General features: G+C 60.8%; 18 protein-coding genes and 1 other RNA gene. 15 read left to right on the forward strand and 4 right to left on the reverse strand.

The annotated features are described in order from the left end of the window. Nucleotides 1-2: 2 nt before the first annotated feature. From SOP97_RS17045 to SOP97_RS17060, 4 genes are read right to left on the reverse strand one after another with little or no spacing between them, the layout of a single operon-like run. A complete protein-coding gene (locus SOP97_RS17045) occupies nucleotides 3-536 on the reverse strand; it encodes a BON domain-containing protein (RefSeq protein ID WP_274087517.1) in 534 nt (177 codons plus the stop codon). Continuing rightward, a complete protein-coding gene (locus SOP97_RS17050; protein ID WP_274087516.1) occupies nucleotides 533-1,126 on the reverse strand; it encodes a phosphoheptose isomerase in 594 nt (197 codons plus the stop codon). The genes SOP97_RS17045 and SOP97_RS17050 overlap by 4 nt, the downstream gene beginning before the upstream one ends. Nucleotides 1,127-1,156: 30 nt before the next feature. Further along, the gene (locus SOP97_RS17055) at nucleotides 1,157-1,531 is read right to left on the reverse strand and encodes a YraN family protein (protein ID WP_322950247.1); all 375 of its coding nucleotides are present in this window, start codon (nucleotides 1,529-1,531) and stop codon (nucleotides 1,157-1,159) included. Then, nucleotides 1,528-3,339, reverse strand: a complete 1,812-nt coding sequence (locus SOP97_RS17060; RefSeq protein ID WP_322950248.1) for a penicillin-binding protein activator — start codon at nucleotides 3,337-3,339, stop codon at nucleotides 1,528-1,530. Before SOP97_RS17060 ends, SOP97_RS17055 begins: the two co-directional genes overlap by 4 nt. Nucleotides 3,340-3,494: 155 nt before the next feature. On the opposite strand from SOP97_RS17060, the gene rsmI reads away from it, so the two are divergent. From rsmI to SOP97_RS17135, 15 genes are all read left to right on the forward strand, one after another. Next, on the forward strand, nucleotides 3,495-4,337 hold the full coding sequence (gene rsmI / locus SOP97_RS17065; RefSeq protein ID WP_322950311.1) for a 16S rRNA (cytidine(1402)-2'-O)-methyltransferase: 843 nt from the start codon (nucleotides 3,495-3,497) through the stop codon (nucleotides 4,335-4,337). Between the two features lie 41 nt (nucleotides 4,338-4,378). Then, nucleotides 4,379-4,737: RNase P RNA component class A (gene rnpB, locus SOP97_RS17070), an RNA gene on the forward strand. Nucleotides 4,738-5,045: 308 nt separating this feature from the next. Beyond that, the gene (gene mraZ / locus SOP97_RS17075; RefSeq protein WP_090249128.1) at nucleotides 5,046-5,501 is read left to right on the forward strand and encodes a division/cell wall cluster transcriptional repressor MraZ; all 456 of its coding nucleotides are present in this window, start codon (nucleotides 5,046-5,048) and stop codon (nucleotides 5,499-5,501) included. 2 nt (nucleotides 5,502-5,503) lie between these two features. Beyond that, on the forward strand, nucleotides 5,504-6,445 hold the full coding sequence (rsmH, locus tag SOP97_RS17080) for a 16S rRNA (cytosine(1402)-N(4))-methyltransferase RsmH (RefSeq protein ID WP_322950249.1): 942 nt from the start codon (nucleotides 5,504-5,506) through the stop codon (nucleotides 6,443-6,445). Further along, nucleotides 6,442-6,735 carry a cell division protein FtsL gene (gene ftsL, locus SOP97_RS17085; RefSeq protein WP_274087511.1) on the forward strand — a complete coding sequence of 98 codons (294 nt, stop codon included), beginning with the start codon at nucleotides 6,442-6,444 and terminating at the stop codon, nucleotides 6,733-6,735. Before rsmH ends, ftsL begins: the two co-directional genes overlap by 4 nt. Beyond that, nucleotides 6,732-8,456 carry a peptidoglycan D,D-transpeptidase FtsI family protein gene (locus SOP97_RS17090; protein WP_322950250.1) on the forward strand — a complete coding sequence of 575 codons (1,725 nt, stop codon included), beginning with the start codon at nucleotides 6,732-6,734 and terminating at the stop codon, nucleotides 8,454-8,456. Before ftsL ends, SOP97_RS17090 begins: the two co-directional genes overlap by 4 nt. After that, entirely contained in the window at nucleotides 8,456-9,934 is a 1,479-nt protein-coding gene (locus SOP97_RS17095) for a UDP-N-acetylmuramoyl-L-alanyl-D-glutamate--2,6-diaminopimelate ligase (RefSeq protein ID WP_322950251.1), read from the forward strand. Before SOP97_RS17090 ends, SOP97_RS17095 begins: the two co-directional genes overlap by 1 nt. After that, nucleotides 9,927-11,297 (forward strand): UDP-N-acetylmuramoyl-tripeptide--D-alanyl-D-alanine ligase, encoded by a 1,371-nt coding sequence (locus SOP97_RS17100; protein WP_322950252.1) that lies wholly within the window; start codon nucleotides 9,927-9,929, stop codon nucleotides 11,295-11,297. The genes SOP97_RS17095 and SOP97_RS17100 overlap by 8 nt, the downstream gene beginning before the upstream one ends. Further along, nucleotides 11,297-12,379, forward strand: a complete 1,083-nt coding sequence (gene mraY, locus SOP97_RS17105; RefSeq protein ID WP_274087507.1) for a phospho-N-acetylmuramoyl-pentapeptide-transferase — start codon at nucleotides 11,297-11,299, stop codon at nucleotides 12,377-12,379. Before SOP97_RS17100 ends, mraY begins: the two co-directional genes overlap by 1 nt. Before the next feature lie 7 nt (nucleotides 12,380-12,386). Beyond that, nucleotides 12,387-13,733 carry a UDP-N-acetylmuramoyl-L-alanine--D-glutamate ligase gene (gene murD, locus SOP97_RS17110; RefSeq protein WP_322950253.1) on the forward strand — a complete coding sequence of 449 codons (1,347 nt, stop codon included), beginning with the start codon at nucleotides 12,387-12,389 and terminating at the stop codon, nucleotides 13,731-13,733. Continuing rightward, nucleotides 13,733-14,959 (forward strand): putative lipid II flippase FtsW, encoded by a 1,227-nt coding sequence (gene ftsW, locus SOP97_RS17115; RefSeq protein WP_322950254.1) that lies wholly within the window; start codon nucleotides 13,733-13,735, stop codon nucleotides 14,957-14,959. Before murD ends, ftsW begins: the two co-directional genes overlap by 1 nt. Further along, complete coding sequence (gene murG, locus SOP97_RS17120) at nucleotides 14,949-16,019, forward strand: undecaprenyldiphospho-muramoylpentapeptide beta-N-acetylglucosaminyltransferase (RefSeq protein WP_322950255.1); 1,071 nt, start codon at nucleotides 14,949-14,951, stop codon at nucleotides 16,017-16,019. Before ftsW ends, murG begins: the two co-directional genes overlap by 11 nt. 34 nt (nucleotides 16,020-16,053) lie before the next feature. Next, nucleotides 16,054-17,463, forward strand: coding sequence for a UDP-N-acetylmuramate--L-alanine ligase (murC, locus tag SOP97_RS17125; RefSeq protein ID WP_322950312.1), 1,410 nt, complete (start codon nucleotides 16,054-16,056; stop codon nucleotides 17,461-17,463). Further along, nucleotides 17,460-18,410, forward strand: coding sequence for a D-alanine--D-alanine ligase (locus tag SOP97_RS17130; RefSeq protein ID WP_322950256.1), 951 nt, complete (start codon nucleotides 17,460-17,462; stop codon nucleotides 18,408-18,410). The genes murC and SOP97_RS17130 overlap by 4 nt, the downstream gene beginning before the upstream one ends. Nucleotides 18,411-18,413: 3 nt before the next feature. Then, nucleotides 18,414-19,289 (forward strand): cell division protein FtsQ/DivIB, encoded by an 876-nt coding sequence (locus tag SOP97_RS17135; RefSeq protein ID WP_322950257.1) that lies wholly within the window; start codon nucleotides 18,414-18,416, stop codon nucleotides 19,287-19,289.

Below are 19,289 nucleotides of genomic sequence, written 5' to 3' on the forward strand. Positions count from 1 at the left end.
TATCAATTGGTGTACTGGAACAGCTTTACCACTTTCTGCACGCCAGACACGCTTTGTACCAAATTGGTGGCGTGGGTGGCTTCGGCTTGCGAGACCAGGCCGAGCATAAACACGACGCCGTTCTCGGTGATGACCTTGATGCGTGAGCCCGGCACATTGCTGTCAGCAAGCATCTGCGTCTTGATGCGGCTGGTCAGTAGCGAGTCATTGCTGCGTGCTAGCAGTGACGTCGGCTGCATAACCTGCAGTTCGTTGTGCACCTTGCTGACATTGTTGACCCTGCGGGCGGCTTGTTCGGCGAGGCCTTTAAGCTCGTTTCGCGGTGTTTGTCCGGCCAGCAGCACCACCCCGTTATAGCTGGTGACGACGATGTGTGAGGTCGGGCTGGTCAGATCGATGTGCGCGCTGGCCACGCGGGAGCTTACTTCCGGAGCAATAAACTGGTCGTCAATCTTGTTGCCGACACTGCGGTTGCCACAGCCGGCTAGGGCGAGGGTCAGTGCCAATGTGGCTAGGAGCAGAGGTGAGCGGCTCATTCGTCACTCCCAAACAGTTGGCAGTCGATTAGGTCGCACAGGCAGTGAATGGCCAGCAGGTGGACTTCCTGCACGCGTGCGGTGACTTTTGATGGGACGCGGATTTCCACGTCTTCTGGCAGTAATAGTGAGGCCATACCGCCGCCATCGCGTCCTGTGAGGGCCACTACGGTCATTTCGCGGTCGTGGGCCGCCTGGATCGCCTGAATCACATTGGCCGAATTACCGCTGGTAGAGATCGCCAGCAGCACGTCGCCGGGTTGGCCCAGGGCGCGAATCTGCTTGGAGAAAATTTCGTTGTAGCTGTAATCGTTGGCAATCGAGGTAATGGTCGAGCTGTCAGTAGTCAGGGCAATGGCTGGCAGGCTCGGGCGCTCGCGCTCAAAGCGATTAAGCAGTTCGGAGGAAAAATGCTGGGCATCGCCGGCCGAGCCGCCATTGCCGCAGGTGAGAATCTTGCCCTCGCTGAGCAGGGCCTGGACCATGGCCTGGCTGCCTTGCTCGATAACGGGGATGAGCACTTCCATAGCCTGCTGCTTGGTTTCAATGCTGGCTTGGAACAGGTGGCGAATACGGGCTTGCATATCCATTGGAGATATAACCTTCAGTGGGGCGTCTGTTCAGGTATCAAAGGCGTTTTGAATCCAGTCCAGTTTCGCGGGGGCTTGGCTGTCGGCGGTTATGGCAATCACATCAAAACGGCATGGGTACTTGGCCCACCGTGATTCTTGTTGCAGGAAGTGCTGAGCCGCGCGGCTGAGTTTCTCACGTTTGCGTGCATCCACGCTCTCTGCTGCACCGCCCCAGGCGCTATGGCGCCGATAGCGAACTTCTACGAATACTACTGTATCGGCGTCGAGCATGACCAGATCGAGCTCGCCGAGCCGGCAGCGCCAGTTCTGCGCCAGCAGGCGCAGGCCGTGCTGTTCAAGATGCTGTCGCGCCAGGGCTTCGGCAGCATCTCCGCATTGTTGCGCACTGGTGCGTTCGGTCAATTGAGGCGCTCAGGCAGCGGTTGTACCTGGCCATCGCGGAATTCGGCCCAGGGTAATTGCCGCTCAATCCGTTGTGTCGGTGTCAGGCTAAGCGTGCCGGTTAGGCCTTGCAGGCGTGTGTCCGGCAGGGCTTTGAGTTGGTTCAGGCGTGGGGTGAGCAGGTAGGCGTCTGCGCCCATTGCGTAAAGGCGTCCAAGGCTGGTGCCGGCTTGTGGCCATTGTGCGCTGGCCTGTTGGCGTAGCGGATCGTTGACGTTGAGCAGCCAAGGCGTCTCGCAGAACATGATGCCGTTGAGATCAAGGTACTGCGCCTGGTTATGGGTGCCGGTAAACAGATGCGATGTGGCGTACACGGGTACATCACCGGCGTATTGGAAAGCCAGGGTCGGTTTGATTTGTTGGGCTTGCTGTGGGGTTGCGGCGAGGAAGATAAAGTCGACGTCGCGGCGGCGCGAAGGGGCCGCTGATACAGCTGTACCCAGGGTGTTCTGCAGGCGCTTGCCGCGGGTTTCGCTTTCGCGCAGCTGGAATAGCTCGGCGATCTGCCGCGCCAGCTCAACCGGCTGGTCGACATGCTCGGCGGCGATCAGGGTGCCGCCTTGGGCTTGCCAGTCTTGGCGGAAGGCGGCAAGTACGCGGTCGCCCCATTCGCCCGCAGGCACTAGGGCGACTGCGCGACGCATGCCGTCAGCCCAAGCGCGACGGGCCACTTCGCGTGCTTCGTCCTCGGCCGCTAGGCCGAATTGGAATAGCTGGGCTGGGCCTTCCTGGGCGCCTTCGCTGTAGTTCAAGGCGAGGGTGGTAATGGGCAGTTGTTCGCGGCTGTTCAGTTGGCTGACCAGGTTTTTTTCCAGTGGGCCGATCACCAGTTGCACGCCGGCGGCCTTGGCTTGGGCGTAGAAAGCGTCCATTGAGCCAATGCGTGAACTGTCAAACAGCTGGATGTTGGGCGGGTTCTGCCCGGCTTGCTGTGCTTGATAGTGAGCGGCCAGGAAGCCGTCACGCAGGGCGCGGGCGACGCTGGCCAGTTGACCATCCTGTGGCAACAGTAGGGCGATCTCGGTTAGCGGTTGGCTGGAGAGTTTTTTTAGCTCGACCAGCGGCTGAGGGAGCTGCTGGGCGGCCGGGTGCTGAGGGTTTTGTTCAATCCAAGTGTCGATGGCTGCCTGCTGTTGCTCCAGCGTTGCGGCGTTTTTGACGGTGCGTGCGAGCGCGAGCCAGCCGTCTAGATCGTTATCACCGCTCGCTTGCAGCTCCGTCAGTGGCAAGCTGGAGACCAGGCCCCAGATCGCTTCATTATTCTGTAGCGCGCTGGTGCCGCTGAGCAGGGGGGCAATAAAGGCGCGCTCGCGGGCGGCGGAGAGAGTCTGCCCGGTGGCCTGCAAGGCGCTGGCGCGGACGAGCTGGCTGCGCACTTGTTGCTCAACCGGCAGCTCGCCGAGACGTTCCATGCTCGGGTGGCTCAGGGCGCGCAGGGCCGCTTTGGGTTTGTTGTTGTGCATGTCCAGTTCGGCGCGCAGGGTGCTGGCAAAAATCTGCTGCGCTGGGCTTAGGCTTTCCAGCGATACCTGCTGGAGAATGCTACTGGCGCGAGCGAAGTCCTTTTGTGTGTACGCCAGGTCGGCTGCTGACAGGCGCAGCGATGCGGCCTGTTCAATTGAGCTCTGCGCCGCTTGCTGCAGCAGTTGTTCGATGCTGGCTTGCGGTGTGCGCGGCAGCTCTCCCAATGTTGATGAGGGTGTGCTGGCGCAGGCAGCGAGTAGACCGGCAAGGCAGAGGGCGGAAAGGGGGCGCAGGCAGGCGATCATGTAAGCGTTCCTGATACTTGATCAAATTGAGCGTCGAATTGTACCCAAGCCCGCCGGGTGACGCGATGTCGAAGGTTGGAAACGGGCTACAATGCGCGCTTTGCTGATTTTGAGAGGCCAGTGCTGTGACCCCTTCCGCTGCTGCGAATTCGCCCCTGGGCAGTCTTTATGTGGTTGCCACGCCGATAGGCAACCTGGATGACATCAGTGCGCGGGCGCTGAATATCCTGCGCAGCGTTGCTCTGGTCGCCGCAGAGGACACCCGTCATTCGGCGCGGCTGATGCAGCATTTCGGTATCGGTACGCCGCTGGCGGCCTGCCATGAGCACAATGAGCGTGACCAGGGGGGGCGTTTTCTCGCTCGTCTACTGGCCGGTGACGATGTCGCGCTGATCTCCGATGCAGGTACGCCGCTGATTTCTGATCCGGGCTATCACCTGGTACGCCAGGCGCGCGCTGCCGGTATTGCGGTGGTGCCTGTGCCGGGTGCTTGTGCGCTGATTGCTGCGTTGTCTGCCGCGGGCTTGCCGTCCGATCGGTTTATTTTTGAGGGTTTTCTGCCGGCCAAAGCGGCTGGGCGGCGAGCGCGGCTTGAGCAGGTAAAAGAAGAGCCGCGCACGCTGATCTTCTATGAGGCGCCGCATCGCATCCTCGAATGCCTGCAGGATATGCAGGCGGTGTTTGGTGATGAGCGTCCAGCGTTGCTGGCTCGCGAACTGACCAAGACCTTCGAAACGCTTAAAGGTATGCCGCTCGCTGAGCTGGCGGCCTGGGTAGCAGCTGACAGCAATCAGCAGCGCGGTGAGTGTGTGGTGTTGGTGGCGGGCTGGCAGGCGCCAGAAGGCGAGGAGGCGGTGAGCAGCGAAGCGCTGCGTGTGCTGAACCTGCTGTTGGCGGAAATGCCACTCAAGCGCGCGGCGGCACTGGCGGCGGAGATCACTGGAGTGCGTAAAAACGTGCTTTATCAGGCGGCGCTTGAGCAGCAAAAAGACCTTTAATCCTTGTTCTGTAATGCGTGTGCCGTTAATCTTGCCGGCGGAGAGTCGATCGGACAGTCGCTGCCGTGTTGCGTTCTGCGTAATGCGGGGGAGGAAAGTCCGGGCTCCATAGGGCGGAGTGCCAGGTAACGCCTGGGAGGCGTGAGCCTACGGAAAGTGCCACAGAAAATAACCGCCTAAGCACTTCGGTGCCGGTAAGGGTGAAAAGGTGCGGTAAGAGCGCACCGCGCGACTGGTAACAGTTCGTGGCTAGGCAAACCCCACTCGGAGCAAGACCAAATAGGGTTCCATTGGCGTGGCCCGCGCTGGAACCGGGTAGGTTGCTAAAGGCGTGCAGTGATGTACGTCGTAGAGGAATGACTGTCCTCGACAGAACCCGGCTTACAGATCGACTCTCCACCTCCCCCTCTTCTGCGCTTCAATGTTTTGCCTCCTTTCTAATACCGAAAAAATCTTACTCTTAACAAACTACTTTAACTTCGAAGTTCAGTGTCCTGTATTGGCTTGTTTTTGTATTCGTACCTTCAGGTTATTTCTCCGTTTACCCCCTCGCTATGCTCGCTAAATCGCCGTTCTATAAGGAGTTTTCCCGCTATGGGTGCCTTGACGGTGGGGGGCGTGCGTTCCTATAGTGTGCGCGAGTGGCAAGAAGTGGCATAAAGTGGGTTTCTTAGGCATGGATAGCCAATAAAAAGGGGAAGCGCGATCGTGTTTCGCGGAGCAAACGCCATCAGTCTCGACGCCAAAGGGCGGCTCGCGATGCCAAGTCGGTATCGGGATGAGCTTGTGTCGCGTTGTGCTGGCCAGCTTATTGTCACGATTGACGCCATCGATCCCTGCCTATGTGTCTATCCGTTGTCTGAGTGGGAGCTGATTGAAGCCAAGCTCCGTGAGCTCGCCTCATTCCGTGAAGAAAACCGCCGCTTGCAGCGTCTGCTGATCGGCAATGCTGTTGACCTTGAGTTGGATGCCAGTGGGCGCTTTCTGGTGCCGCCGCGTTTACGCGAGTACGCCAAGCTGGATAAGCGCGCGATGCTGGTTGGCCAACTCAATAAATTCCAACTGTGGGATGAAGATGCCTGGAATGCCGTGGCCGATGCCGATTTGGCTGCGATCAAGCAACCGGGTGCCTTGTCCGACGACTTACGTGATTTGATCCTGTGACCATGACCAGTAACTACCGCCATATCACTGTGCTACTCGACGAGGCTGTCGAAGGGCTGGCTGTGCGCGCGAGTGGCTGCTACCTAGACGGTACCTTTGGTCGCGGCGGGCATAGCCGGTTGATCCTAGAAAAGCTTGGCTCAGACGGTCGCCTGCTAGGGTTTGATAAAGATCCCCTGGCGATTGCCACGGGGAATGCGCTAGCGGCCGAAGACGGCCGCTTTGTCGTTGTGCAGCGCAGCTTTGCGGAGATGGCTGATGAACTCGCGCAGCGCGATCTGGCCGGCAAGGTCAGCGGCATTCTGCTCGACCTAGGCGTGTCTTCGCCGCAGCTCGATGATGCCGAGCGCGGCTTCAGCTTTATGCATGACGGCCCGCTGGACATGCGCATGAATCCGGATTCAGGTGTCAGTGCCGCTGAATTTATTGCCAGCGCCGCCGAGGAAGAAATTGCCCGGGTGTTCAAGGAGTACGGTGAAGAGCGCTTCGCCAAGCGCATGGCCCGTGCCGTGGTGCTGCGCCGCGCTGAACAGCCGTTTACCCGCACCGCCGACCTGGCTCAGGTGCTGACCGTGGCCAATCCGGCCTGGGAGAAGGGCAAGAATCCGGCGACTCGCGCCTTTCAGGGGCTGCGCATCTATATCAACAACGAATTGGGTGATCTGGAGAGCGGCCTCGACGCCGCCCTGGAAAACCTCGAAGTTGGCGGCCGCCTGGTGGTGATCAGCTTCCACTCGCTGGAAGACCGTATCGTCAAACTGTTCATGCGCAAGCACGCCAAGGGCGAGATGGACACGTTGCCGCGTGACTTGCCGATTATCCCGAAAGCCTTCGAGCCGCGCTTGAAGCTCATCGGTAAGCCGGTATTCGCCTCCGAGGCAGAACTTGCGGCCAATCCACGCTCGCGCAGTGCGGTAATGCGCATTGCCGAGAAGGTGCGATGAGCGCGCTTTTCGCCAAGCCTTTGCCAGGTGGCAGCTTATTCATGCTGCTGCTGTTTCTGGCTGTGTTGGTGTCTGCGATTGGGGTGTCTTACAGCGCCCACTGGAATCGCCAGTTGCTCAATGATTTGTATGCCGAACTCAGCGTGCGCGACAAGGCTCAGGCTGAGTGGGGCCGGTTGATCCTCGAGCAGAGTACCTGGACGGCACATAACCGCATTGAGGCGTTGGCTACCGAGCGTCTAGGCATGCGTATCCCCGATGCCGCTGAAGTCCGCATGGTGGCGCCATGATCGGCCTCGAAGGCGCGCTCTATCCATGGCGCTTTCGCTTAGTGCTGCTGTTGCTGGCGCTGATGGTGGGTGCTATTGCCTGGCGTATTGTCGACCTGCAGGTGTTTGATCAGCGCTTTCTGCAGGCTCATGGCGACGCGCGTAGCGTGCGCCATATCCCGATTCCAGCGCACCGCGGGCTGATCACCGACCGTAACGGCGAGCCGCTAGCCGTTAGCACGCCCGTGACCACCCTGTGGGCCAATGGTAAGGAGCTGCAAAGCGGCAAGGCCAGGTGGGATGAGCTGGCCGCCGCGCTGGGGCAAGATCCCAAGGCATTCGGTGTGCGCCTGCAGGCCAATGCCGAGCGTGAGTTTATGTACCTGGTGCGCGGGCTGACGCCCGAGCAGGGTCAGCGCATTCTCGATATGAAAGTGCCGGGTGTATATGGCATTGAAGAATTCCGCCGCTTCTATCCTGCGGGTGAAGTGGCTGCCCACGTGGTGGGCTTTACCGACATTGACGACCGCGGCCGTGAAGGCATGGAACTGGCCTTCGAGGATTGGCTGGCCGGCGTGCCCGGCAAGCGTCAGGTGCTCAAGGACCGGCGCGGTCGGCTGATTAAAGATGTACAGGTTGCGCAGAATGCCAAGGCCGGTAAGACCTTGGCATTGTCGATTGACCTGCGCCTGCAATACCTCGCCCATCGTGAGTTACGCAATGCGCTGCTCGAATTCGGTGCCAAGGCTGGCAGCCTGGTCATGGTGGATGTGCGCACCGGTGAAGTGTTGGCAATGGTCAACCAGCCCACCTATAACCCGAACAATCGCCGTAATCTGCAGCCCGCAGCGATGCGTAACCGGGCGATGATTGATGTGTTCGAGCCCGGCTCAACCATGAAGCCGTTTTCCATGAGTGCTGCCTTGGCCAGTGGTCGCTGGAAGGCCTCGGATACCGTCGATGTGTATCCGGGCACTCTGCAGATCGGCAAGTACACCATTCGTGACGTCTCGCGCAGCAGCGGCCCGCTTACCCTCACTGAGATTTTGATCAAGTCGAGTAACGTCGGCATGAGCAAGATCGCGTTTGATATCGGTGGTCAGTCGATCTTTGAAGTGATGCAGCAAGTCGGCTTGGGCCAGGACACGGGGCTCGGCTTCCCAGGTGAGCGTGTTGGTAACCTGCCGAACTACCGTGAGTGGCGCAAAGCTGAAACGGCCACGCTGTCTTATGGCTATGGCTTGTCGGTAACGGCTGTACAGCTGGCCCATGCCTATTCGGTGCTGGCCAACAATGGCCGCAGCACGCACCTGTCACTGGCACGTGTTGACCGTAAACCCGATGCCGTTCAGGTGATCCCTGAGGCTATTGCAGTGACCATGCAGGGCATGTTGCAGCAGGTCATTGAAGCCCCTGGTGGGGTTTACCGCGCCAAAGTGCCGGGCTACCACGTGGCTGGCAAGAGCGGTACGGCGCGCAAGGTATCCGTGGGTAGCCGTGGTTACCGGGACAATGCGTACCGCTCACTCTTTGCCGGGTTTGGCCCGGTCAGCGACCCGCGTATTGCCGTGGCCATCGTGATCGATGAGCCGAGCCAGGGCGGTTACTACGGTGGCCTGGTCTCCGCACCGGTATTTGGCAAGGTCATGGCCGGTGCCCTGCGCCTGATGAACGTCGCCCCAGACAACCTGGTAGAGCCGCAAACCGCTGCCGCCGAAATTACTAAAGGAGGGCGTATCTGATGCCTATGCCCCTCAGCAAATTGCTGCCCGAAGCCACCAGTTCCACCCTGATCCGCGAATTGACCCTGGATAGCCGCAAGGTTCGTCCCGGTGATTTGTTCTTGGCCGTGCCCGGCACCCAGCAGGATGGCCGTGTGCATATCGCCGATGCCATTGCGCGTGGCGCTGCGGCCGTGGCCTTTGAAGCTGAAGGCGCGGCTGACATGACGGCCAGCAGCAGTGAATTGGTCGCGATCAAAGGCTTGGCGGGCCAGCTTTCGGCGATTGCCGGGCGCTTTTATGGTGAGCCAAGTCGCGGACTGAACTTGGTAGGTATTACCGGCACTAATGGCAAAACCAGTGTCAGCCAGTTGTTGGCTCAGGCGTTGGACCTGCTGGGCCAGCGCTGCGGAATTGTCGGCACCCTCGGCAACGGCTTCTACGGTGCGCTCGAACAAGGGCTCCACACCACGCCCGACCCCATCGGCGTGCAGGCCACCCTGGCCGATATGAAAAATGCCGGTGCCCGTGCGGTGGCGATGGAAGTCTCGTCCCACGGCCTGCATCAAGGGCGCGTGACTGCGCTGGCGTTTGATGTGGCGGTACTGACCAACCTATCCCGCGACCATCTGGATTATCACGGTTCGATGCAGGCTTACGCAGAGGCAAAAGCCGCGTTGTTCGCCTGGCCGGGTCTGCGCTGCCGGGTGCTTAACCTGGATGATGCCTTTGGTCGTGAGTTGGCGGGAGCTGTGCATGAGTCGCGCCTGATCAGCTACAGCCTGGAAGACGCAAGTGCTTACCTGTATTGCCGCGATGCGCAGTTTGACGAGCAGGGCGTACGCGCCACGCTGGTCACCCCACGCGGCGAAGGCAGCCTGCGCAGCTCGCTGCTCGGTCGCTTTAACCTGAGCAACCTGCTGGCGGTGGTCGGTGCGCTGCTCGGCCTGGATTATGCGCTGGATGAAATTCTCAAGGTGTTGCCGCAGCTGCAGGGTCCTATTGGTCGCATGCAGCGTTTAGGTGGCGCCACTGCGGGGCGCGCCAAACAGCCGTTGGTGGTCGTTGATTACGCGCACACCCCGGATGCCCTGGAAAAAGTACTTGAAGCTTTGCGCCCGCACGTCAAAGGTCGCCTGCTGTGCCTATTTGGCTGCGGTGGCGATCGTGACAGCGGCAAGCGCCCGCTGATGGCTGCTGTGGTTGAGCGCCTGGCCGATGCGGTACTGGTGACCGATGACAACCCGCGCACGGAAACCCCAGCACAGATTTTCAGCGACATCCGCGCCGGTTTCGTCAGCCCCGAGTCGGTGCAATTTGTTCATGGCCGTGGCCAGGCGATTGCCCAGCTGATTACCGCTGCCAGTGCCGATGATGTGCTGGTATTGGCCGGCAAGGGCCATGAGGACTATCAGGAAATCAATGGCGTGCGTCAGCCGTTCTCCGATCTGGTCGAAGCCGCTAATGCGTTGGCAGCATGGGAGGCGGCTCATGCTTAATCCGCTGCTCTTGAGCGAAGTGGCTGGGCCGTTGAACGCGCAGGTGATCGGTGCGGATGTGGCATTCAGCGCCGTCAGCAGCGACAGCCGGGCGATTCAGCCGGGTCAGCTGTTTGTCGCCCTGGCCGGCCCGCGTTTTGATGGTCATGACTACCTGGCAGAAGTCGCCGGCAAAGGCGCAGTGGCCGCTTTGGTTGAGCGTGAGGTGGCAAATGCACCGCTGCCACAGCTGCTGGTCGCCGATAGCCGTTTGGCCCTCGGCCAATTGGGCGCGCTCAATCGCCAGGCGTTTAATGCCCCTGTGGTGGCGATTACCGGTTCCAGCGGCAAGACCACGGTCAAAGAAATGCTCGCCAGTATTCTGCGCGAAGGCCTGCAAGGTCCGGTGCTGGCGACCCGTGGCAACCTGAATAACGACCTCGGCGCGCCACTGACCCTGCTGGAGCTGGCGCCTGAGCATGTTGCGGCCGTGATCGAACTGGGCGCCAACCATGTCGGCGAGATCGCCTACACCGTGGGCCTTACCCAGCCGCAGGTGGCCATCATCAATAATGCCGGCACCGCTCACGTCGGTGAGTTCGGCGGGCCAGAGAAAATTGTTGAAGCCAAGGGTGAAATTCTCGAAGGCCTGAGCGACAGCGGTGTGGCCGTGCTCAACCTCGACGACAGGGCTTTCGCTATTTGGCAGCAGCGCGCCAAGGGTCGCAGCGTTCGCTCGTTTGCCTTGGGTAATCCGGCAGCGGACGTTTATGCCGCTGAGCTGGCGCGCGACGTCCGTGGTTGCTCGGCCTTTACCCTGCATTGCGCCAGCGGTCAGGTGCGTATTCAGCTCAACCTGCTAGGCGAGCACAATGTGGCTAACGCCCTGGCCGCGGCTGCCGCCGCGTTGGCATTGGAGATTGCGCCTGCTGCGATCAAGGCCGGGCTGGAAAAATTGCAGCCGGTCCAGGGCCGTACCGTCGCGCAGATTGCGCCGAATGGCCTGCGGGTGATCGATGACAGCTACAACGCCAACCCGACTTCCGTGTGCGCCGCCATCGATATCCTCGCCGGCTTTTCGGGGCGGCGGGTGCTGGTGCTGGGTGACATCGGCGAGTTAGGTGAGTGGGCTGAGCAAGGCCATCGCCAGGTCGGCAACTATGCCCAAGGCAAGGTTGATGCACTGTTTGCCGTGGGCCCCCTGATGGTTCATGCCATTGATGAATTCGGCAGCAAGGGCCGGCATTTTGCCGACCAAGCCAGCCTGATCGCTGCGCTGCAAAGCGAGCAGGGCGACACCACTCTTTTAATAAAAGGTTCACGCAGCGCGGCGATGGAGAAAGTCGTCGCGGCCCTGTGTGGCATATCCGGGGAGATTCACTAATGCTGCTGCTGCTGGCGGAATACCTGCAACAGTTCCACAAGGCTTTTGCAGTGTTTCAGTACCTGACGCTGCGCGGCATCCTTGGCGTGCTGACGGCGCTGGCATTGTCCCTGTGGCTTGGCCCGTGGATGATCCGCACTCTGCAGATTCGCCAGATCGGCCAGTCGGTACGCAACGATGGCCCGCAGTCGCACCTGTCGAAAAAGGGCACGCCAACCATGGGTGGTGCGCTGATTCTTTCTGCTATTGCCGTTAGCACCTTGCTTTGGGCTGATCTGTCCAACCGTTATGTCTGGACCGTCCTGGCCGTGACCCTGCTGTTTGGCGCCGTTGGTTGGGTTGATGACTACCGCAAAGTGATTGAGAAGAACTCCAAGGGCCTGCCGAGCCGCTGGAAGTATTTCTGGCAGTCGGTGTTTGGCCTGGGCGCCGCACTGTTTCTGTATATGACGGCGCAAAGCCCGGTGGAAACCACCCTGATTCTGCCGATGCTCAAGGACTTCAGTCTTGAGCTGGGCCTGGGCTTCGTGGTGCTGAGCTACTTCGTGATTGTCGGTTCGAGCAACGCAGTGAACCTGACAGACGGCCTTGATGGTCTGGCGATTCTGCCCACCGTACTGGTTGGCGGCGCGCTGGGGATCTTTTGCTACCTGTCGGGCAACGTGAAGTTCGCCGAATACCTGTTTATTCCCTATGTGCCGGGTGCGGGTGAGCTGATTGTGTTCTGCGCCGCCCTGGTCGGGGCTGGCCTGGGCTTCCTCTGGTTTAACACCTACCCGGCGCAAGTGTTTATGGGCGACGTTGGCGCGCTGGCACTCGGTGCAGCCCTGGGTACGATTGCGGTGATCGTCCGTCAGGAAGTGGTGCTGTTCATCATGGGCGGCATCTTCGTGGTGGAAACCCTGTCGGTGATCATCCAGGTCGCTAGCTTCAAGCTGACCGGCAAGCGCGTGTTCCGCATGGCGCCGATTCACCACCATTTCGAACTGAAAGGCTGGCCCGAGCCGCGCGTGATCGTGCGCTTCTGGATCATCACCGTGATTCTGGTGCTGATCGGCCTTGCCACCCTGAAACTGCGTTGAGGAACCCATGAGCCTGATCGCGTCTGACCACTTCCGCATCGTTGTCGGCCTCGGCAAGAGCGGCATGTCCCTGGTGCGTTTCCTCGCGTGCCAGGGCTTGCCGTTTGCCGTGGTCGATACCCGTGCCAATCCGCCGGAACTCGCCACCATGCGCGAGCAGTTCCCGCAGGTCGAAGTGCGTTGTGGCGAACTGGACGTGGAGTTCCTCTGCCGCGCCAGTGAACTGCTGGTCAGCCCGGGTCTAGCCGTCGCCACGCCGGCGTTGCAGGCGGCTGCGGCGCGCGGCGTGAAGCTGTCGGGTGATATCGACCTGTTTGCTCGTTATGCCAAGGCGCCGATCATTGCGATCACTGGGTCCAACGCCAAAAGCACCGTCACCACGCTGGTTGGTGAGATGGCCGCTGCGGCCGGCAAGAAGGTCGCTGTGGGTGGCAACCTTGGCACCCCGGCGCTGGATCTTCTGAATGATGAGATCGAGCTGTATGTCATGGAGTTGTCTAGCTTCCAGCTGGAAACCACCGACCAGCTGAATGCGGAAGTGGCGACCTGCCTGAACATCAGCGAAGACCATATGGATCGCTACGCCGATCTGCCGGCCTATCACCTGGCCAAGCACCGCATCTTCCGCGGCGCGCGGCAGGTGGTGGTCAACCGTGATGATGCGCTGTCGCGTCCCCTGGTGGCCGATCAATTGCCGTGCTGGTATTTCGGCCTCGGCAAGCCCGACTTCAAGCGCTTTGGCTTGATTGATGAAAACGGCGAGAAGTGCCTGGGCTACCAGTTCGCCGCCTTGTTGCCAGTGCGTGAGTTGAAAATTCGCGGCGCGCACAACCAATCCAACGCCCTGGCTGCTTTGGCGCTGGGGCATGCCGTTGGTCTGCCGTTCGAGCCGATGTTGGCAACCCTCAAGCAGTTCGCTGGCCTGCCGCATCGCTGTCAGTGGGTTGGCGAGCGTAATGCCGTGAGCTACTACGACGATTCCAAGGCGACCAACGTTGGCGCCGCACTGGCGGCCATCGACGGCCTGGGCGCGGATATCGACGGCAAGCTGGTGCTGATCGCCGGTGGTGATGGCAAAGGCGCGGACTTTTCAGCGTTGAAAGCGCCGGTCGGCAAGTTCTGCCGCGCCGTGGTGTTGCTGGGTCGCGACACTGAATTGCTGGCCGATGCGCTGGGTGATGCCGCGCCGCTGATCCGGGTCAAGACCCTGGATGAGGCCGTACAGCGTGCCGCCGAGCTGGCTGAGCAGGGCGATGCCGTGCTGCTGTCGCCGGCTTGCGCCAGTCTCGACATGTTCAAGAACTTCGAAGAGCGCGGACGTCTGTTCGCCCAGGCTGTGGAGGGGTTGCAGTGATGCTTGCCCGTCTGCTCGCCGCGCCATCGCCGCTGCATACCCGTCGGGGTATCGACCTGGACTTCCCGTTGCTTGCCGGTTGCCTGGCGCTGCTCGGCCTGGGTTTGGTGATGATCACTTCGGCGTCCTCGGAAGTGGCGGCGTTGCAGTCAGGCAATCCGCTGTACCACATGATTCGCCACCTGATTTATCTGGCCATCGGTCTGGGCGCTGCACTGGCAACTTTGCTGGTGCCTATGGCGCTGTGGCAGCGTTACAGCGGCACGCTGTTGCTGGTGGCGGTGGTGCTGTTGATCTTGGTGTTGCTGCCGGGCATTGGCCGTGAAGTCAACGGGGCCAAACGCTGGATCGGCCTGGGTATCTTCAACCTGCAGCCGTCCGAGTTGGCCAAGTTGTTTAGCGTGATGTTTATCGCCGCCTATCTGGTGCGTCGCCAGACCGAGGTGCGCGAGAAGCTCACCGGCTTTATCAAGCCGATGCTGGTGCTGGGGCCGATTGCCATGCTGTTGTTGGCCGAGCCCGACTTCGGCGCCACCGTGGTGTTGGTCGGTGCCTCGATCGCCATGCTGTTTCTCGGTGGGGTCAACCTGCTGCGTTTTATTCCGCTGGCCACCGGCGTGCTCGGCCTGGGCGTGTGGGTGATGACCAGTCAGGCCTATCGCCTGGAGCGCCTGACCAACTTTGTCGACCCTTGGGCAGACCAGTACGGCGCTGGTTATCAGCTGAGTCAGGCGCTAATCGCCTTTGGCCGCGGCGAGTGGTTTGGCGTAGGGCTGGGCAACAGCGTGCAGAAGCAGTTCTACCTGCCGGAAGCGCATACCGACTTCGTGTTTGCCGTGCTGGCCGAAGAGCTGGGCATGGTCGGAGCTTTGCTCACCGTTGGCCTGTTCGTGTTTGTCAGCGTGCGCGCGCTGTATATCGGCCTGTGGGCGGAGAAGGCCAAGCAGTTCTTCTCGGCGTATGTGGCCTACGGCCTGGCTTTCTTGTGGATCGGCCAGGTGCTGATCAACATCGGGGTAAACGTGGGCTTGCTGCCGACCAAAGGCCTGACCCTGCCATTTCTCAGCTACGGCGGCAGCTCGTTGGTGATCTGCTGCATCAGCCTGGCGTTGTTGCTGCGCATCGAATGGGAGCGTCGCACCCAACTGGGTAGCGAGGATGTCGACTTCAAAGAATCCGATTTCTTCGAAGGCCAAGCCGTCGAGGAGGTTCAACATGCGCGGTAATGTGCTGATCATGGCTGGTGGCACCGGTGGTCATGTATTCCCCGCGCTGGCCTGTGCTCGTGAGTTCAAGGCGCGTGGCTACAGCGTGCATTGGCTGGGTACGCCACGTGGCATCGAGAATGAACTGGTGCCGGCGGCGGGCTTGCCGCTGCACCTGATTGATGTCAGCGGGCTGCGCGGTAAAGGCAAGCTGTCACTGCTGAAGGCTCTATTCCAGTTGATCAAGGCGTTATTCCAAGCCCGCAAGGTGATGCGTGAGCTGCAGCCGGTCTGCGTGCTGGGCATGGGCGGCTATGTCACCGGTCCGGGCGGCTTGGCTGCGAAGATGAGCGGTGCGCCGCTGATCATCCATGAGCAGAACGCTGTAGCGGGCACGGCCAACCGCAGCCTGGTGCCATTTGCCAGCCGCGTGTGCGAAGCCTTCCCCAATACCTTCGCTAACAGTGACAAGCGCCGCACCACCGGCAACCCGGTACGTGAAGAGCTGTTCCTGGCAACCCCGCGTGATTCGCTACGCAACCGTCAGCCGCGTTTGTTGGTGCTGGGCGGCAGCCTGGGTGCCGAGCCGCTGAATAAATTGCTCCCCGAAGCGTTATCGCAAGTGGCGGCCGAGCTGCGCCCTGAGGTGTTCCATCAGGCTGGTAAGCAACACGATGCAATTACCAGTGAACGCTATAGCGCGGCCGGCGTCGAAGCGCAGGTCGTGCCATTTATCAAAGACATGGCGCGGGCCTATGCCTGGGCTGATCTGGTGGTGTGCCGCGCCGGCGCGCTGACTGTCAGCGAGCTGGCCGCCGCGGGTTTGCCGGCATTCCTCGTCCCGCTGCCCCATGCGATCGACGATCACCAGACACGCAATGCCGACTATCTGGCCAGTGCCGGCGCTGCCGTACTGCTGCCGCAACGTTCCACTGACGCCGCCACGCTGGCCGCGCAGCTGACCGAGGTTTTGATGCGCCCCGAACAACTCGTTGAACTGGGCCAAACGGCCCGCCGTCTGGCCAAGCCCGACGCCACCTGCACCGTTGTCGATATCTGTCTGGAGGTGGCCCGTGGCTAAGTCTCCCGCTGCTGCTCGTTCGGAAATCCGTCGTATGCGCCGTATTCGCCGTATCCATTTTGTCGGCATCGGTGGTGCGGGCATGTGTGGCATCGCCGAAGTGCTGCTTAACCTCGGCTATGAAGTGTCTGGCTCCGACCTGAAAATTTCGGCGGTCACCGAGCGCCTGGAAAGCTTCGGTGCGCAGATTTTTATTGGCCATCGCGCGGAAAACGCCGAGCAGGCCGATGTGCTGGTGGTGTCCAGTGCGATCAATACCAGCAACCCGGAAGTCGCTATCGCCCTTGAGCGGCGTATTCCGGTGGTACCGCGCGCCGAGATGCTCGCCGAGCTGATGCGCTATCGCCATGGCATCGCCGTTGCCGGCACCCACGGCAAAACCACCACCACCAGCTTGCTGGCCTCGGTATTTGCTGCGGGTGGCCTGGATCCGACCTTTGTGATTGGTGGTCGGCTGAATGCAGCCGGTACCAATGCTCAGCTCGGTAGCAGCCGCTACCTGATCGCGGAAGCCGATGAAAGCGATGCCAGCTTCCTGCATCTGCAGCCCATGGTCTCAGTCGTTACCAATATTGATATGGACCACATGAGCACGTACGGAGGTGACTTCAACAAGTTGAAGAAAACCTTCCTCGAGTTCCTGCACAACCTGCCGTTTTATGGCCTGGCAGTGATGTGCGTGGATGACCCGATCGTGCGCGAAATTCTGCCGCAGGTGGCGCGTCCCACTGTGACCTATGGCTTCGATGATGGTGCTGACGTACGGGCTATCAATGTGCGCCAGCAGGGCATGCAGACCTTCTTCACCGTGCTGCGCCGCGACCGCGCGCCGCTGGATGTGTCGGTCAATATGCCGGGTAACCACAATGTCTTGAATGCCCTGGCGACCATTGCGATTGCCACTGACGAGGGCATCAGTGATGAAGCCATCGTCCAGGGCTTGTCGGGTTTCCAGGGTGTCGGTCGGCGTTTTCAGGTGTACGGCGAACTGCCGGTTGAGGGTGGCAACGTGATGCTGGTCGATGACTACGGCCATCACCCACGTGAAGTCGCCGCCGTGATCAAGGCTGTACGTGGCGGTTGGCCAGAGCGCCGTTTGGTCATGGTGTATCAGCCGCACCGCTTTAGCCGTACCCGCGACCTGTATGACGACTTCGTGCAGGTTTTGGGCGATGCCAACGTGTTGTTGCTGATGGAAGTCTATCCGGCGGGCGAAGAGCCCATCCCGGGGGCGGACAGTCGTCAGCTGTGCCACAGCATTCGTCAGCGCGGCCAACTCGACCCGATCTATATCGAGCGCGGTGTGGACCTCGCCCCGATCGTCAAGCCGCTGCTGCGTGCCGGCGACATTCTTCTTTGTCAGGGTGCCGGTGATATCGGCGGCTTGGCCCCGCAACTGCTGCAAAGCCCGCTGTTCGCCGCGGCGCAAGGTAAGTCGAAATGAATGCCGAAAGCTTGAAGTCTCAGTATCCGGTCAGCGCCTTCGGCCGCGTGGCTGTGCTGTTTGGCGGCAAGAGTGCCGAGCGTGAAGTGTCGCTGAAGTCCGGCAATGCCGTTTTGCAAGCGCTGCAGGCTGCCGGCGTGGATGCCTTTGGTATCGATGTTGGGACCGACTTTCTACAGCGTTTGGTCAGTGAAAAAATCGACCGCGCCTTTATCGTTCTGCACGGTCGCGGCGGTGAAGATGGGGCGATGCAAGGGTTGCTTGAGTGCGCCGGTATTCCTTATACCGGCAGCGGCATCCTGGCCTCGGCCCTGGCCATGGACAAACTGCGTACCAAGCAGGTTTGGCAGAGCTTGGGCCTCTCCACGCCACGTCATGCGGTGCTGGCCTCGGTCGCCGATTGCGAGGCGGCTGCGGCTGACTTGGGCTTCCCACTGATCGTCAAACCGGCGCATGAAGGTTCGAGCATTGGCATGGCCAAGGTGGGTGATCTGCAGGCGTTGATTGCGGCCTGGCAGGATGCCAGTGGTTATGACTCCCAAGTGCTGGTTGAGCAGTGGATTGCCGGCCCGGAGTTCACTGTCGCGGTGCTGCGTGGTCAGGTGCTGCCGCCGATCGCCCTGGGCACGCCCCACAGTTTTTACGACTACGACGCCAAGTACCTGGCCAATGACACCCAGTACCGCATCCCCTGCGGCCTAGACGCCGGCAAAGAAGCTGAGCTTGTCGAGCTCACTGCACGCGCCTGCGAAGCGGTGGGCATTCAAGGTTGGGCCCGGGCTGACGTGATGCAGGATGGCGATGGCCGATTCTGGTTGCTTGAAGTCAACACGGTTCCCGGCATGACCGACCACAGCCTGGTGCCGATGGCGGCGCAGGCAGCCGGTCTGGATTTTCAACAGTTGGTGTTGGCGGTTCTTGCTGACAGCCTAGAGGCGCGGGGTTAACTCATGACGGCTAACGTGCGCCACCAGCCAGGGACTTCCCGCGCGCCTCTGCGCGGCAAGCCTGTGCCGCGCGGTGCCAGCCGTTTGGTGGCCAAGGAGCCGATCAGCCTGCGCGTTAACGTGCAGAAAACCCGACTTGTTGGCTTTGGCACTTTGTTGAAGCGCCTGACCTGGCCGCTGTTATTGCTGGGGCTCGGTTCCGGCACCTATGAGCTGTCGTTGCGCGCCATGCCGTATGCCGACCAGCCGATCGCCAGAATCAGCGTCGAAGGCGACCTCAGCTACGTCAATCAGCAGGCTGTACAGCAGCGCATTGCGCCTTACGCCAACGCCAGCTTCTTCAGTGTCGATCTGCTCAGCCTGCGTCATGAGTTGGAGTCGATGCCCTGGATCGCCAGCGCTCAGGTACGCCGTATATGGCCGGATCAGTTGGTGGTGCGTCTGGAAGAACAATTGCCGATTGCCCGTTGGGGTGATGAGGCGCTGTTAAACAACCAGGGCGAGGCGTTTGCGCCGCTGGAGCTGGCCAATTATCCCCACCTGCCGCAGCTGTATGGCCCCAAGCGTGCGCAACAGCAGGTGATGCAGCAATACCAAGTGATCAGCCAGATGCTACGCCCCGTGGGTTTTTCCGTGGCGCGCCTGGAGTTGCGTGAGCGTGGCAGCTGGTTCCTCTCCACCGGGCAGGGCATCGAACTGCTTTTGGGGCGTGACCATCTGGTGGAAAAAATGCGGCGTTTCACGGCCATCTATGACAAGGCCCTAAAAGAGCAACAAGCGAATATCGCGCGCATCGATTTGCGTTATGCCAACGGCCTGGCCGTGGCATGGCGTGAGCCGGTCGCGCCCACGGCGGCACCAACCGCTGTCGTGCAGTGA

Source organism: Pseudomonas spirodelae, assembly GCF_034653255.1.
Classification (GTDB): domain Bacteria; phylum Pseudomonadota; class Gammaproteobacteria; order Pseudomonadales; family Pseudomonadaceae; genus Aquipseudomonas; species Aquipseudomonas spirodelae.